General features: G+C 64.4%; 17 protein-coding genes. 7 read left to right on the plus strand and 10 right to left on the minus strand.

Going from position 1 to position 14,529, the window contains the following annotated elements; genetic code table 11:
- The first annotated feature begins 38 nt into the window (after window positions 1-38).
- Window positions 39-836 (plus strand): lytic transglycosylase domain-containing protein, encoded by a 798-nt coding sequence (locus CK224_RS18565; protein WP_066991813.1) that lies wholly within the window; start codon window positions 39-41, stop codon window positions 834-836.
- Window positions 837-949: 113 nt separating this feature from the next.
- Here the strand turns inward: CK224_RS18565 and CK224_RS18570 are convergent, their stop codons facing one another.
- Window positions 950-1,537 (minus strand): hypothetical protein, encoded by a 588-nt coding sequence (locus tag CK224_RS18570; RefSeq protein WP_245426002.1) that lies wholly within the window; start codon window positions 1,535-1,537, stop codon window positions 950-952.
- A gap of 165 nt (window positions 1,538-1,702) precedes the next feature.
- On the minus strand, window positions 1,703-2,926 hold the full coding sequence (locus CK224_RS18575) for an argininosuccinate synthase (RefSeq protein WP_095782714.1): 1,224 nt from the start codon (window positions 2,924-2,926) through the stop codon (window positions 1,703-1,705).
- Between the two features lie 180 nt (window positions 2,927-3,106).
- Between CK224_RS18575 and CK224_RS18580 the strand changes: the two genes are divergently transcribed.
- Window positions 3,107-3,748, plus strand: a complete 642-nt coding sequence (locus CK224_RS18580) for a LysE family translocator (RefSeq protein WP_095782715.1) — start codon at window positions 3,107-3,109, stop codon at window positions 3,746-3,748.
- 14 nt (window positions 3,749-3,762) lie between these two features.
- Here the strand turns inward: CK224_RS18580 and CK224_RS18585 are convergent, their stop codons facing one another.
- Complete coding sequence (locus CK224_RS18585) at window positions 3,763-4,230, minus strand: hypothetical protein (protein ID WP_095782716.1); 468 nt, start codon at window positions 4,228-4,230, stop codon at window positions 3,763-3,765.
- Window positions 4,227-5,462, minus strand: coding sequence for a 23S rRNA (adenine(2503)-C(2))-methyltransferase RlmN (gene rlmN / locus CK224_RS18590; RefSeq protein WP_095782717.1), 1,236 nt, complete (start codon window positions 5,460-5,462; stop codon window positions 4,227-4,229). Before rlmN ends, CK224_RS18585 begins: the two co-directional genes overlap by 4 nt.
- Window positions 5,463-5,687: 225 nt before the next feature.
- On the opposite strand from rlmN, the gene CK224_RS18595 reads away from it, so the two are divergent.
- Window positions 5,688-5,987: a hypothetical protein gene (locus CK224_RS18595; protein ID WP_066991794.1), complete on the plus strand. Its 300-nt coding sequence runs from the start codon at window positions 5,688-5,690 to the stop codon at window positions 5,985-5,987.
- A gap of 181 nt (window positions 5,988-6,168) precedes the next feature.
- Window positions 6,169-7,515, plus strand: coding sequence for a chloride channel protein (locus CK224_RS18600; protein WP_095782718.1), 1,347 nt, complete (start codon window positions 6,169-6,171; stop codon window positions 7,513-7,515).
- Between the two features lie 98 nt (window positions 7,516-7,613).
- Here CK224_RS18600 and CK224_RS18605 read toward each other — a convergent pair whose 3' ends face one another.
- From CK224_RS18605 to CK224_RS18615, 4 genes are all read right to left on the minus strand, one after another.
- On the minus strand, window positions 7,614-8,120 hold the full coding sequence (locus CK224_RS18605) for an invasion associated locus B family protein (RefSeq protein WP_095782719.1): 507 nt from the start codon (window positions 8,118-8,120) through the stop codon (window positions 7,614-7,616).
- Between the two features lie 59 nt (window positions 8,121-8,179).
- Window positions 8,180-8,389 (minus strand): hypothetical protein, encoded by a 210-nt coding sequence (locus CK224_RS30815; RefSeq protein ID WP_127214559.1) that lies wholly within the window; start codon window positions 8,387-8,389, stop codon window positions 8,180-8,182.
- Complete coding sequence (locus CK224_RS18610; protein ID WP_095782720.1) at window positions 8,386-8,748, minus strand: YkvA family protein; 363 nt, start codon at window positions 8,746-8,748, stop codon at window positions 8,386-8,388. Before CK224_RS18610 ends, CK224_RS30815 begins: the two co-directional genes overlap by 4 nt.
- 129 nt (window positions 8,749-8,877) lie before the next feature.
- Entirely contained in the window at window positions 8,878-9,171 is a 294-nt protein-coding gene (locus CK224_RS18615; RefSeq protein ID WP_066991930.1) for a 4a-hydroxytetrahydrobiopterin dehydratase, read from the minus strand.
- 49 nt (window positions 9,172-9,220) lie between these two features.
- On the opposite strand from CK224_RS18615, the gene CK224_RS18620 reads away from it, so the two are divergent.
- A complete protein-coding gene (locus CK224_RS18620) occupies window positions 9,221-9,739 on the plus strand; it encodes a low molecular weight protein-tyrosine-phosphatase (protein ID WP_095782721.1) in 519 nt (172 codons plus the stop codon).
- Here CK224_RS18620 and thpR read toward each other — a convergent pair.
- Both thpR and CK224_RS18630 read right to left on the minus strand, forming a co-directional pair.
- Window positions 9,643-10,239, minus strand: a complete 597-nt coding sequence (thpR, locus tag CK224_RS18625; protein ID WP_066991784.1) for an RNA 2',3'-cyclic phosphodiesterase — start codon at window positions 10,237-10,239, stop codon at window positions 9,643-9,645. The genes CK224_RS18620 and thpR overlap by 97 nt on opposite strands.
- 121 nt (window positions 10,240-10,360) lie before the next feature.
- Complete coding sequence (locus CK224_RS18630) at window positions 10,361-11,002, minus strand: arylesterase (RefSeq protein WP_095782722.1); 642 nt, start codon at window positions 11,000-11,002, stop codon at window positions 10,361-10,363.
- An 84-nt stretch (window positions 11,003-11,086) separates the two neighbouring features.
- Here CK224_RS18630 and CK224_RS18635 point away from each other — a divergent pair, with 84 nt between their 5' ends.
- Complete coding sequence (locus CK224_RS18635; RefSeq protein WP_095782723.1) at window positions 11,087-11,785, plus strand: ABC transporter ATP-binding protein; 699 nt, start codon at window positions 11,087-11,089, stop codon at window positions 11,783-11,785.
- Window positions 11,785-14,325: an ABC transporter permease gene (locus tag CK224_RS18640; RefSeq protein WP_095782724.1), complete on the plus strand. Its 2,541-nt coding sequence runs from the start codon at window positions 11,785-11,787 to the stop codon at window positions 14,323-14,325. The genes CK224_RS18635 and CK224_RS18640 overlap by 1 nt, the downstream gene beginning before the upstream one ends.
- Window positions 14,326-14,529 lie beyond the last annotated feature (204 nt).

Consider the following 14,529-nt stretch of genomic DNA (forward strand, 5'->3'; position numbering starts at 1 on the left):
TGCAGCCGGGACGTGATTCAGGCAACCAGGAGAACGATATGGCATTTTTTGCCAAGGGAAGGATTTTCATGGCCGCCGTTGTGGCGGCTTTCGGGCTGGCGACAGGCGCGCAGGCCGCGGCCAGCTGCGGCAAGAACGGCGCCGGCTTCGACGCATGGAAACAGCAATTTGCCGCGGAAGCACAAGCCGAGGGCGTGGGCCAGAGGGGTCTGTCCGCGTTGGCCGGCGCGACTTACGCGACAAGGACGATCGCTGCCGACCGCGCGATCCACAAGGCTTTCAGCGGCTCGGTGGAAGCGTTCATGCAGCGTCGTGGGGGGGCCGCGATCATTTCCAAGGGCCGTGCGTTGAAGAAGCAGAACGCGGCGATGTTCGACAGGATCGAACAGACTTACGGCGTGCCGCCGGGCGTCCTGCTTGCGATCTGGGGCATGGAGACTGGCTTCGGCGCGTCGATGGGCAACCAGAACACGGTCTCCGCCATTCTGACGCTGGCCTATGATTGCCGCCGCCCGGACTATTTCACCCCCCATGCCATCGCCGCCCTGAAGCTGGTCGATCGCGGCGCGCTGACCGCCTCCTCGGTCGGCGCCATGCATGGCGAGATCGGCCATACGCAGTTCCTGCCCGGAAATGTTCTGAAGTATGGCGTCGGCAACGGAAATCTGCGCGACAGGAACACGGCGCTGGCCTCCACCGCCAACTTCCTCAAAGCCCATGGCTGGCAGGCCGGGGCGGGCTATGAGGCGAATATGGGCGCCATCGCCGGCTGGAATTCGGCAAGCGTCTACCAGCAGGCCATCGCCCGCATCGCCGAGGCGATCGACGCCAACTGATGCAATATCTCCATTCCGACGAGAAGCCCGGCCTGCGCCGGGCTTTTTGTTACGGAGCAAGGATCAAAACCCAACCACCCGGAACGACCAGGTTCGATCTCATCACCTAACTCTCAATCATTCGCGTAGCCGCTCAATGGGCATTTCCGGGAAACGGGAATCCGGAAGGTACCGGTAGTGCCGTTGCAGGTACGGAATTTGGGGTTCCGCGGCGCTGAAGGAGCCGCCTTTGGCCTGTCCTCGATCACCGTCGGGACTCCGGCAGCTTGCGAGTAGCTGCCGCCTAAGGGGCATTTCTCGGAAGCGGCAACCTCGAAGAAGCCGGTGATAACATTTGAGCAGGTACGGAATTTAGAGTTCCGCGGCGCCGTTGTGGCCGCAGCAGCCGCCTTGGACTTGCCCTTGATGACCAACCAGATTTCGGTCGGCTGGTCGAGCTGCAGCCTGTTTATGTCGGAGTAGCTGATGCGGCCGCTGCGTATCCCCTCGGCTATGCGCTGGCAGAACAAGGCCGGCATGCGCTCCTGCGAGACGCCCATGAAGGAGGCGATTTCGTGCTTGAACGTGATGCTCCATAGATGGACAGCGGAGATGCACCCGTCCAAACTAGCCGCAGGCGCCTGCTTCGTGGCTGCTTGCGAGGACCCGCACGTCATCAAGGTCAACGCCGTCGCGACCAGAAGAGAAATACTACTTTTCACTGTCAAAACCCCCGCATCCCGCTGGCGAACTCAATTGGCGCGGCGGAAAGGTCAAACGATAGTTCTCTGAAGTGGTCTGAACTTTTCTTAGATTAGATACGCGAAATAAAACCCGGCGTCTCCGCCGGGTTTTTCCCGCTTATCTCAACTTTCGACGTTCGGATATCAGCCTTCGCGGTTCCTTGCCGCCAGCGTCCGCAACCGCAGCGCATTGAGACGGATGAAGCCGGCGGCGTCCTTCTGGTCGTAGGCGCCGCGGTCGTCCTCGAAGGTGACCAACGCGTCGGAATAGAGCGTCTTCTTCGACTTGCGGCCGGTGACGATGACATTGCCCTTGTAGAGCTTCAGCCGCACCGCGCCTTCGACGTCTTCCTGGCTCTTGTCGATCATTGCCTGCAGCATCACGCGCTCGGGCGAGAACCAGAAGCCGTTGTAGATCAGCTCGGCATAGCGCGGCATGAACTCGTCCTTGAGGTGCCCGGCACCGCGGTCGAGCGTGATCGATTCGATCGCCCGGTGGGCGGCGATCAGGATGGTGCCGCCGGGGGTCTCGTAGACGCCGCGCGACTTCATGCCGACGAAACGGTTTTCGACAAGGTCGAGACGGCCGATGCCGTTGTCGCGGCCGAGGTCGTTGAGCGCCGCCAGCATGGTCGCCGGCGACAGTTTTTTGCCGTTGAGCGCGACCGGATCGCCCTTCAGGAATTCGACCTCGATCTCGGTGACGACGTCCGGCGCGTCCATCGGCGAGACGGTGCGCTGGTGGACGAATTCCGGCGGCTCGCTCCACGGATCCTCGAGCACCTTGCCTTCCGAGGAGGAATGCAAAAGGTTGGCGTCGACCGAGAACGGCGCATCGCCGCGCTTGTCCTTCGGCACTGGGATCTGGTGCTGCTCGGCGAAGTTGATGAGATCGGTGCGCGACTTGAACGACCAGTCCCGCCACGGCGCGATGACTTTGATGTCGGGGTTCAGCGCGTAAGCCGAAAGTTCGAAGCGGACCTGGTCATTGCCCTTGCCGGTGGCGCCATGCGCGATGGCGTCGGCACCTGTTTCTTTGGCGATCTCGACCAGATGCTTGGAGATCAGCGGCCGGGCGATCGAAGTGCCGAGCAGATATGTGCCTTCATAGACGGCGTTGGCGCGGAACATCGGGAAGACGAAGTCCGAAACGAATTCCTCGCGCACGTCGACGATGCGGATGTCCTTGATGCCCATCATCTCGGCCTTGCGGCGCGCCGGCTCCAGCTCGCCGCCCTGGCCGAGATCGGCGGTGAAGGTGACGACTTCGGCGCCGAGCTCGGTCTGCAGCCATTTCAGGATGATGGAGGTGTCGAGGCCGCCGGAATAGGCGAGCACGACTTTCTTGACGTCTTTGGTCTTGGACATTTTGGCGGTTCCGCGGGAAGATGGCTTCGCGGGCGAGGTATCACGGCCCTTCCGGGCGGCGCAAGAGACGAACAGATGCCCGCCGATGGCACAGGCTGGGCCAGATGTTTGCCTGAACAGACGCTGGCGACGCAAAAATCGCCGCGCTATAGAGCTGCGCGATCCACTCCGAGGCGACCCATGTCCTTCATTCCCGACACTTCGACGCTCATCCAGTTCGCCATCGCCACGCTCATCCTGGCGATCACGCCGGGACCGGACATGACGCTGTTCGTGTCGCGTACGCTGAGCCAGGGCCGCGCCACCGGCTTCGCCTCGATGGCAGGCGCGCTCACCGGCACGTTGGTCCACACCACACTGGTGGTGGTCGGCGTCTCGGCGCTGATCGTGGCCTCTCCCATGGCCTTCTTTGCGCTGAAGATTTTCGGCGCCGGCTATCTGGTGTTTTTAGCCTGGCAGGCGGTGGCCAAAGGTTCGGCCTTTTCGCCGGAGAAGAAGACGGGACCGCAAATCTCGCTGTTCCGCAGCTGGGCGGCCGGGCTCGGGGTCAATCTCCTCAACCCGAAGATCATCCTGTTCTTCATGACGTTCCTGCCGCAATTCGTCTCCGCGCATGACCCGTACGCGCCCGGCAAGCTGTTCTTCCTCGGCATCACATTCATCGTGCTATCGATCCCGGTGACGGCGCCGATGGTGCTGGCGGCGGAGAAATTCGCGGCGGCGATGAAGGCGAGCCCGCGCGTCACGCGCGTGGTCGACTATCTGTTCGGCGGCGTGTTCTCGGCCTTCGCGCTCAAGATCCTGACGGCACAGGCGAAGTAGAGCCCGCGCCGAGCTCAGGGCTCCAGATCGGGCAGCGCCTCGCGGCGCCAACTGCCGGCAGATCGGCCGGCGGAGAGCCAGTAGAAGATGCCGCCGACCATGCCGCTGCCGATCAGCGCGAGCCTGACATTGTTGTCGGCGACATCGAAATCGCCGTCGCCGATGTTATGCGCGAAGCCGAGGAAGACGACGGCGATCACGGCGCCGCCCAGCGCATAGAACAGCCAGTCGCGGCGGCCGAGCACTTCGGCGATCAGGATGACGATCGCCGCCGGCATGAAGCCGAAATAGGCGACGAACAGTGCCAGGAAAGGCACCGAAAAATAGAGCGCGGGCGCGATCGTCTGATGTCCGGGCTCCGGCGCATAGCCGAAATAGCCGAGGAACAGCACGTTGAGAAAGGCGCTCGCCGCCAGCGAGGCGATGACATAGCCGATCAGGATGGCGGCGAAGCGGACGAGATAGGCGATGATACGCCTCACGCCTCGCCGTGCCCCGCGATCATCATCGCTTCAAGCGCCAGCCGGTCGACCTTGCGCATGCGCTCCGATTCCGACTTGAGCTGGCCGCAGGCGGCGAGGATGTCGCGGCCACGCGGCGTGCGGATCGGTGAGGCGTAGCCGGCATTGTTGACGTAATCGGCGAACTTCTCGATCGTCTCCCAGTCCGAGCACTGATAGTTGGTGCCGGGCCACGGGTTGAACGGGATCAGGTTGATCTTGGCCGGAATGCCCTTGAGCAGCTTGACCAGCGCCTTGGCGTCCTCGAGGGAATCGTTGACGTCCTTCAGCATCACATATTCGAAGGTGATGCGGCGGGCGTTGGAGAGACCCGGATAGGCGCGGCAGGCAGCGATCAGCTCCTTCAGCGGATACTTCTTGTTGATCGGCACCAGCAGGTCGCGCAGGTCGTCATTGGTGGCATGCAGCGAGATCGCCAGCATGACGCCGATCTCCTCGCCGGTGCGGGCAATCTCCGGCACGACCCCCGAGGTCGACAGCGTGATGCGTCTTTTCGACAGGGAAAGTCCGTCGCCGTCGGAAGCGATCAGCAGCGCCTTCTTCACCGCCTCGAAATTGTAGAGCGGCTCGCCCATGCCCATCATGACGATGTTGGATACCTTGCGGCCCTCGGCCGGCACGATGGCGCCGTCCGGCGTGTCGCGGTCGGGGAAGTCCCCGAGCCGGTCGCGCGCGGTAAGCAGCTGCGCCAGGATCTCTTCCGTCGTCAGGTTGCGCACCAGCTTCTGCGTGCCGGTGTGGCAGAAAGAGCAGGTCAGCGTGCAGCCGACCTGCGAGGAGATGCAGAGCGTGCCGCGGCCTTCCTCCGGAATATAAACGGTCTCGATCTCGACCGGACGGCCGGCGCCGCGCGGCGGAAAGCGAAACAGCCATTTGCGCGTGCCGTCGGAAGAGATCTGCTCCTCGACGATCTCGGGCCGCGCGACGGTGAAATGCTTGTCGAGCTCGGCGCGCAGATCCTTGGAGATGTTGAACATATGGGCGAAATCGGAGACCCCGCGCACATACATCCAGTGCCAGAGCTGCTGGGCGCGCATCTTCGCCTGGCGCTCCGGCACGATGCCGGCGTGAACCAGAGCGGCGCCAAGCTCGGCACGCGTCAGACCGATCAGCGACGGCTTTTCGGCCGGCGTGGCGCGGGCGCGCAAGGCGTCGCGAGCGCCTTCGGCGGTCAGATCGAATGAAAGGGTCATGGTTGCGCCAATATAAGCGGTTTGCGGCCGATTTCAGCATCGTGCCTGAAATGAAACGCGCGCATAGCACAGCTTGCGACCGGAGTCATGTCGGCGGCATAGGCGGCCGGTGTCGCTATTCCCGCCCCGGCTGAGATCACATATTCGTGTTGGCGTAACAGCGCGAAGCGCACCCGCGAACCTGAAAGGGGCGACTATGCCCTTGCAGAAATGGGAGTAAGCGGAATGCATTCGATCAAGCTTGTTGCCGTCGCCGGTCTCGCAAGCCTTTTTGCCTCGCAGGCGTTCGCCGAGGATACGATGGGCACGATGACCATGATGAAGGGTGGGCAAGTGACGGCGATCATGCCCGACGGCCATATGGGCACCATGATGCCTGACGCCAAGATGAGCGCCGAAATGATGAAGATGGCGAAGCCGATCAAGCATTGCATGATGATAATCACCGACGCCAAAGGCAAAGCCTACATGATCGATACGTCGACCAAGAAGGCCCAGGCCGAATGTGAAAAGATGGCGATGTGAGAGTGGTCGGACTCGCCAACCCTGCTGCCCGCCGGCGCAGGCCGGCGGGATATCCAAACCGCGGTCCTGCCCTGGCTCCTCGATCTCCGATTTTCGTCGCTCGCATCGACCCGACCTGACCTCGCAGGCTTGATCCTCCCTCTCAATGTGCTAGGGGCGGGTCATCACCCAGAGGACAGGCATGGCCGGCATATCGCGTAGATACCCGATGCTGCGGCGCTCGCAGGCTATGTGGGCGTCGCGCCGCGTCTGGCAGCCGCGCCTTGTGTTCTGGGCCGGCGCCATCTCGATCGGGTTGATCAGCGTGCTGTTCGCCATGCTGGCCGACCGGGCGCAGGCGCTGTTCCACGTCGTCACCGGCGGCGATAGCGGCAGCTGGCGCTTTTATCTGCCGCTGGTCATGACGCCCGCCGGCTTCGTGATTTGCGCCTGGCTTGCCCATTCCTTCTTTCCGGGATCGCAAGGCAGCGGCATTCCGCAGGCGATCGCCGCCCGTCACCTGCGCGATGACGAGGATCGCGGCCACCTTCTTTCGCTGCGCCTGGCAGCGGGCAAGGTTGCGCTTACCGTCATCGGTCTCGCCTGCGGCGGATCGATCGGCCGCGAGGGCCCGACGGTGCAGGTCGGCGCCTCACTCATGCTTCAGGCGGCGCGCTGGGGCGGCATGGCGCAGGCGCGCGGCCTGATCCTGGCCGGCTCGGCTGCCGGCGTCGCCGCCGCCTTCAACACGCCGCTCGCCGGCATCGTCTTCGCCATCGAGGAGATGGGTCGCGCCTATGAGTCACGGACCAACGGGCTGGTGCTGACGGCGGTGATCCTCGCCGGCCTCGCCTCGCTCGGCCTGCTCGGCAACTACACCTATTTCGGCGTCGCCAGGGACACGGTGGCCTTCGCCACCGACTGGCCGCTGGTGATTGCCTGCGGCGTCATCGGCGGCGGCTTCGGCGCGCTGTTTTCGCTGTTGGCGCTGAAGATCACGCGGCGCGTCCGACGCTGGAATGGCCTGCAGCCATTGTGGCGCGCGCTGCTCGTGGGAGGCATCTGCGGCCTGGCGGTTGCCGCGATCGGTCTCGTCTCGGGCGGCCTTACCTTCGGAACCGGCTACGCTCAGGCCCGCGGCGCCGTTGAAGGCGCGCCGCTACCCGCATTCTTCTTCCTGGAAAAATTCGCGGCCGGCGTGCTGTCGATGGTGTCGGGCATTCCGGGCGGCATCTTCGCGCCGTCGCTGGCGGTGGGCGCCGGTCTCGGCAGCACGCTTGGCCTGGCGTTCGGCGCCGGGACAGGCCTCGCCGCGCTGCTCGGCATGGCCGGCTATTTCGCCGGCGTCGTGCAGGCGCCGATGACGGCCTTCGTCATCATCCTCGAAATGACCGGCAACCACGACAACGTCATCGCGCTGATGTGCGCGGCGATGCTGGGCTACGGAACGGCGCGGCTGATCTCCAACGAGCCGCTCTATCACGCGCTGTCGCGCGTGTTCATCGCCGAAGCGATCAGGCGGCGCAGGGCCGTCGAGCAGCAAGGCTGAATGGCGAGCTTGGCGCTGTCGCCTTATTCGCTTGTCCCTGGCAGCACTTGCGGGAGGCGGACTTCCATATTGCCATCCTCCGCCAAGGGAGCCTCAGCCTATTTGCACTTGGCGATCGAGGCCAGCGCGGCCGAGATGCCCTTCAGAGAAAAGACGTAGGAAGTCGGGTTGCCGCGACCGGACTTCGCCTGCACCTTCATGTCGGTACCCGTCTTCATGGCGGCGATCAGCACCGGCTCTTCAGCGGCGTTCTCGACCCAGGCCGACTTGCCGCGGGTGAACATCGAGAAGGACTTCTTGTCGATGGTGACGGTGGCCTTGGAGCCTTCCTGGAAGTTGTAGCCGGCGATGAACTGCGGCTCATAGGACACCTGCTGCCCGGGGCGTTGGCTGACGAAGAAGAACATGTCGCCATGGTCGAGCTTCGGCGGCTGCTTGTCGGTCGGCACCGTCAGCACATAGCAGACCTTGCCGCCTGCCGACTGATAGCTGTAGGTGCCCCAGGCGTTGTGCTGGCCGATCTTGGTCGCCTGCTGCGCCAGCGCCGGCGCCGCGAAGGCGGCCGCCAGGACCAGGCTGGAAAGTGTAGCAATCAATCCGCGCATCGTTCTTCCCGTATTCCGAAATGGTGCGGAGGCGGGCCGCATGGCGTCCTGCCGTCGCTTCATTTTGATTTAATCAGGGTTACCAAACGGTGAATTTTTCCCAACAAAAGGAACTCACCCCAGGAAACCGCCGCCATTCGCGCCGCCGCTTCCACGCGGCGGTCGCGATGTCCCGGCGCGAACTTGGAGGGCACGAAAGCGGCAAGAGTTTGTCTTTTCGCGCGGGCGGTTTCGCGGTTTCGTTGTGGCGAAAAGTCAGCCAGGATCAACCTTTGTCGGCGAGGGCGTCCCTGGCGGCCTGCCGGTGCGCCGGGGTGATATGGGCGCTGACGGCGGTGATTGCCGCGGTGAGCACGGCAAGGTCATCGGTGAACCCGAGACCGAGCGCGAAGTCGGGGATGAAATCCACCGGCAGCACGAAATAGCCGAGCGCGGCAAGCAGGGTACCCTTGGTGCGCAGCGGCGTGTCCTTGTCCATGGCACAATAGTAGGCGGCGACCACCTCTTCCATGAACGGGATCTGCCGGGCAGCCTTCTTGGCCGTGCGCCAGAACTTCTCGCGCACCTCGCCTTCGCCGGCGAGCCTGTCGCCGAAGCCAAAGAAATCGAAACGGGATTCCTGCGCCATCAATCTCTCCTCGGCCACGCGCCAGCTTGCGTTGCGGCCACCGCGGAAGATGTGGTGAAAGCGGCACCCCCCTGCAAGGTCTCCACCGTTGCCGGCCCGGCAAATCGGAATCGGACTTATCGGCAGTCGTTAGCCGAAATAGCGGTTCATCCGCTTCGCCAGTTCGATGTCGAGCGCCGTGACGCCGCCGGCGTCATGCGTGTTCAGCGTGACGTCGACGGTCTTGTAGACGTTCGACCAATCGGGGTGGTGGTCCATCTTCTCGGCGGCCAGCGCCACGCGGGTCATGAAGGCGAAGGCCTCGGAGAAGTTCTTGAAGCCGAAGCTGCGCTTGATGGAGGCGCCGTCGGCCGCCAGCGACCAGCCTTCGAGTTCCGCCAGCGCTGCGGTGATCGCTTCCTTGTTGAGTTTTTCCCTGGTCATGTCGGGTTCCCGTGCTATTCGGAGGTATTCCAACCATAGCGCCGGATCGATGAGCGCAAAGCCCACAAAATCCATTCTGTTCGTCTGCCTCGGTAACATCTGCCGCTCGCCCTTGGCCGAAGGCGTCTTCCGCGCCGTGTGGACCGAGCGCGGGAAAGGCCGGGACATCCTTCTCGATTCGGCCGCGACCAGCGGCTGGGAGGTCGGCTCCGCGCCCGATCCGCGTTCGATCGCGGTAGCCACAAGGCACGGCATCGACATTTCCGCGCAAAAGGCGCGCAAAATAGCGCTGGAGGATTTCTCGCGCTTCGACCTGATTCTCGGCATGGACCGGACGAATGTGCGCGATCTGAAGGCGTTAGCGCCGCAGGCCGCGCGCGACCGAATCCATCTCTTTCTGGAGTTTGCAAGCGGTATCGCGCGCGATGTGCCGGACCCCTATTACGAAGACCAGCAGGCCTTCGTTTCGGTCTACCGCATGATCCGCGAGGCGTCGGAGGCGCTGGCGAAGCGGCTGGAAGCGAGCGGATCGGCGCCGACCAGCGGCCAGGCTTCCTCGACGATGTAGGGGCCGCCGCCGACCGAATCGCGCGACGACATCAAGACGAAGCGGCCGACCCGGAAGGGCAGCGTGGAAAAGTTGCCGCGCGCCGACAGATATTGCGCGACGTCCGCCGGGCTCGAATTGCGCAGGCGCGCGAGCGTCACATGCGGCGAGAATTTGCGCGGATCGGCCGGCAGGCCGAGCCGCTGGCAGATGCGGTCGATCTCGCCCTGCAGCGCTACCAGGTCCGGCGAGGCGGACACGCCGGCCCATACGGCGTGCGGCTTCTTGCCGCCGAAAGCGCCCACGCCGGAGAGCGCCAGGGGGAAGGAGGGACGGTTGACGCGATCGAGCGCATTGGCGATGTCGTCGGCGATATGGCCCTCCACATCGCCGATGAAGCGCAGCGTCAGATGATAGTTTTCGACGTCGATCCAGCGGGCTCCGGGCAGGCCGCCCCGGAGCAGCGAGAGTGAAAGCGCGGCATCACGCGGAATTTCGAGGGCGGTGAAAAGACGTGGCATGGGAAGCCTCCTGTCCTCGAATCGAAACTCTCGCCCCTAGCGAATCATCGATAGCCATGCGGGGCAAGCGGTTTGTTGTCCACAAGCTTTCCCCTGGGGAAACCGTGGCGTTTTGGTCTCATCACGCGCCGCCCTTGGCGGCGATGGCCTTTTCCACGACCGGTAGAATGCCTTTGACCATGACGTCTATTCCCTTCGGGTTGGGATGAAGACCGTCCTCCAGCTGCATGGCCGGGTGGCCGGCGACCCCGTCAAGAAAAAACGGATAGAGCGGAACGGCGTATTTCGCGGCAAGCTTCGGGTAGATGGCGTCGAAGGCCTTCTGGTACTCGGCGCCCAGATTGGGCGCTGCAAGCATGCCTGCCAGGAGCACCGGGATGTTCCGTTGCTTCAACTTGGCCAACATAGCGTCGAGATTTTTCTCGGCGATCTCGGGCGAGACGCCGCGCAGCATGTCGTTGGCGCCGAGCTCAAGGATGACGAGCCCGGTGCCGTCGGGCACCGACCAGTCGAGCCGCGCGAGGCCGCCGCTTGTGGTGTCGCCGGAAACCCCGGCATTGCCGACGGCGACGTCGTGGCCTTTTGCCTTCAAGGCCGCCTGCAATTTATCGGTGAAGCCCTCATCGGGACCAAGGCTGAACCCCGCCATCAGGCTGTCGCCGAAGCCGACGATCTTGAACGTATCGGCGCGCGCCGGCGAAATGGCGCCGCAAACCACCAGGAGAAGAGTGAGGGCTGCGGCAGCTGAGTGTTTGAAAGCCATGCGGCGAGCCCCATATGACCGACACGATTCATGCAAAGGAGACATTTTTTGCCTCCTTCTTCCACCATATAGGGCGCATTCATTGTGACAGAAGCCGTCATCGCATTGAGGGATGTCTCGCTGACGCTCGGCGAGGGCGCCTCCTCCGTCCATGTGCTGAAGGGCATCAGCCTCGATGTGGCCGCCGGCGAAGCCACCGGGATCGTCGGCCCGTCGGGATCCGGCAAGTCCACCTTGCTGATGGTTCTGGCCGGGCTGGAAAGGGTCGATTCGGGTACGGTGCGGATCGCCGGAGAATTGCTCAACGGCAAAAGCGAGGACCAGATTGCTTCATTTCGGGGGCGAAACATCGGCATTGTCTTCCAGTCCTTCCACCTCATCCCCAACATGACGGCGCTCGAGAATGTCGCGGTGCCGCTGGAGCTCGCCGGGCACGACGACCCGTTCGGGGTGGCCGCGCAGGAGCTCGCGGCGGTCGGCTTGAGCGACCGCGTGACGCACTATCCGGGAGAGCTTTCGGGCGGCGAGCAGCAGCGCGTGGCGATCGCCAGGGCCCTGGCGCCTTCGCCGCGCATCCTCATTGCCGACGAGCCGACCGGCAACCTCGACCAGGCAACGGGAAAGCAGATCGCCGACCTCCTCTTCGCCAAGGCGGCCGAGCGCGGCATGACGCTGGTGCTGGTCACGCATGATCCGGCGCTTGCGGGCCGCTGCTCGCGCCAGGTGTCGATGCGCTCGGGACGCATCGAGGACGCGCCAAGACAGGCTAAGGTGCCGGCCTGATGCGGACTTTGAAACTGGCCCTGCGCTTTTCGCTGCGCGAGATGCGCGGCGGGCTGTCCGGCTTCATGATCTTCCTCGCCTGCATCGCGCTTGGCGTCGCGGCGATCGGCGGCGTCAATTCGGTGGCGCAGGCGATTACCGCCGGCGTCGCCAACCAGGGCCAGACGCTGCTCGGCGGCGACCTGCGCTTCCAGATCAACCAGCGCAGCGCTTCGGACGCCGAGCTCGGCTTCATCAAGAGCCTCGGCACGGTCTCGCTGAATTCCGGCATGCGCTCGATGGCGCGGCTCGAGGACGGCTCCGACCAGGCGCTGGTCGAAGCCAAGGCGGTCGACGACGCCTATCCGCTCTACGGCACGCTGGAGACCGATCCGCCGCTGCCCAGGAATGAGTTGTTCGGCGAGAGATCCGGCATCTTCGGCGCCGCCGCGCCCGCTCTCTTGTTCGATCGCCTCAATCTGCATATCGGCGACCGCTTGAAGCTTGGCGGCGCAACGTTCGAGCTGAGGGCCCGATTGGTCAGCGAACCCGACGCGATTTCCGACGGTTTCGGCTTCGCGCCGCGGCTGATGATTTCGCACGACGGGCTGGTCGCGTCAGAGCTGATTCAGCCCGGCAGCCTGGTCGAGAACGCCTATAAGATCCGATTGCCCGATGGCGCGAGCGAGGCGCGCATCAAAGGCATTCAAGCCGAAGCGGCGAAGGATTTTCCGCAGGCGGGCTGGTCGATCCGCACGCGCAGCAACGCAGCGCCGGCGCTTTCCGCCAACATCCAGCGCTTCTCGCAGTTCCTGACGCTGGTCGGGCTGACGGCGCTTGTGGTCGGCGGCGTCGGCGTGGCGAATGCCGTCCGCGCCTATCTCGACGGCAAGCGCGGCGTCATCGCCACCTTCAAGAGCCTCGGCGCCTCCGGGGGCTTCGTCTTCGCCATCTATCTCGTGCAGATTCTTTTGATTGCCGGGCTCGGCATCGTGCTCGGCCTGATCCTGGGTGCGGCAATGCCGTTCGTGGCGAGCGCGCTCCTGCAGTCGGTCATTCCGGTGCCGGCGCGAGGCGGCTTTTATCCCGGCGCGCTTGCGATCGCGGCCCTGTTCGGCCTTTTGGTGACGCTGGCCTTCGCGCTGCTGCCGCTCGGCCGCGCCCGCGACGTGCCGGCAACGGCGCTGTTTCGCGAAATGGGGTTCGAAAGCCGCGGCCTGCCGCGCCTGCCCTATGTCGGCGCCGCGCTGACGATCGTGCTCGCGCTGGCGGCGCTCGCCATCCTTTCCGCCGACGATCGGCGCATCGCCTCGATCTTCGTCGGCGCCACCGCCTTTGCCTTCCTGGTGCTGCGGCTGGTGGCTGCGCTGGTCCAATGGCTGGCCCGGCGAAGCCCGCGGCTGCGGTCGGTCTCTCTCAGGCTGGCGCTTGGCAATATCCATCGGCCCGGCGCGCTGACGCCATCGGTGGTGCTGTCGCTCGGGCTCGGCCTGACGCTGCTGGTGACGCTGGCGCTGATCGACGGGAATCTCAGACGCCAGATCTCCGGCAGCCTGCCGGAGCGGGCGCCGAACTTCTTCTTCGTCGACCTCCAGAGCAGCGATGTCGATGCCTTTGCCGGCCTGGTCGAAAAGGAAGCGCCGCAAGGGATGCTGGTCAAGGTGCCGATGCTGCGCGGCCGGATCATGGCGCTCAACGGCATCGACGTCGACAAGGTGAAGGTCCCCGCCGACGGCGCCTGGGTGCTGCGCGGCGACCGCGGGCTGACCTATGACGCAAAGCAGCCGGAAAACGCTACGCTGACCGAAGGCAAATGGTGGCCGCAGGACTATTCCGGCGAGCCGCTGGTGTCGTTCTCGGCCGAGGAAGGCAAAGCGATCGGGCTGAAGCTCGGCGACACGGTCACGGTCAACGTGCTCGGCCGCAACGTGACGGCAAGAATAGCTAGCTTCCGCCAGGTCGAGTGGGAAACCATGGGCATCAATTTCGTCATGATCTTCTCGCCCAATACGTTCGCCGGCGCGCCGCATGGCTGGCTGGCGACGCTGACCGACAGAAAGGCCACCACGGCCGACGACGCGCGGCTGCTCAACGCTGTCACCCGCGCCTTTCCGGCAGTGACGACGGTGAGGGTCAAGGACGCGCTCGACATCGTCAACCGGCTGGTCGCGCAGCTGGGCACTGCGATCCGCGCCGCAGCCGGCGTGGCGCTGATCGCCTCCGTGCTGGTGCTCTCCGGGGCTTTGGCCGCCGGCAACCGGGCGCGCATCCACGACGCGGTGGTGCTGAAGACGCTCGGCGCGACAAGGAGGACGCTGATTGCGGCCTTCTCGCTGGAATATGTGCTGATCGGTCTTGCGACAGCGCTGTTCGCGCTTGCCGCGGGCGGCGTCGCGGCATGGTTCGTGGTGGCCCGCATCATGACGCTGCCGTCGCACTTCATGCCGGAAGTTGCGGTGGCGACGATCCTCGTCTCGCTCGCCGTCACCGTCGGCATCGGCCTTGCCGGCACCTGGCGGGTGCTTGGCCACAAGGCGGCGCCGGTGCTGCGCGAGCTTTGATCCGGCAGCGCCCTTCGATGGCCTGTCTGCGTTAAATCTTGGTAAGAATGCCGGCGGGAAAAGGCTGAAAATCGGGCTTTTGCCTTCTCACGAAGCGTTACCGTTCGTTACCGTCTTGTTCTTGAGGTCGAGAACGCTCATATTTCGCGCTAGGCATGCTGGAGTCCCGCCAGCGGCGCCTGGTCCAAGGAGGTCGCTCCAAGG

Source organism: Mesorhizobium sp. WSM3862 (assembly GCF_002294985.1).
In the GTDB taxonomy this organism is placed as follows: Bacteria; Pseudomonadota; Alphaproteobacteria; order Rhizobiales; family Rhizobiaceae; genus Mesorhizobium.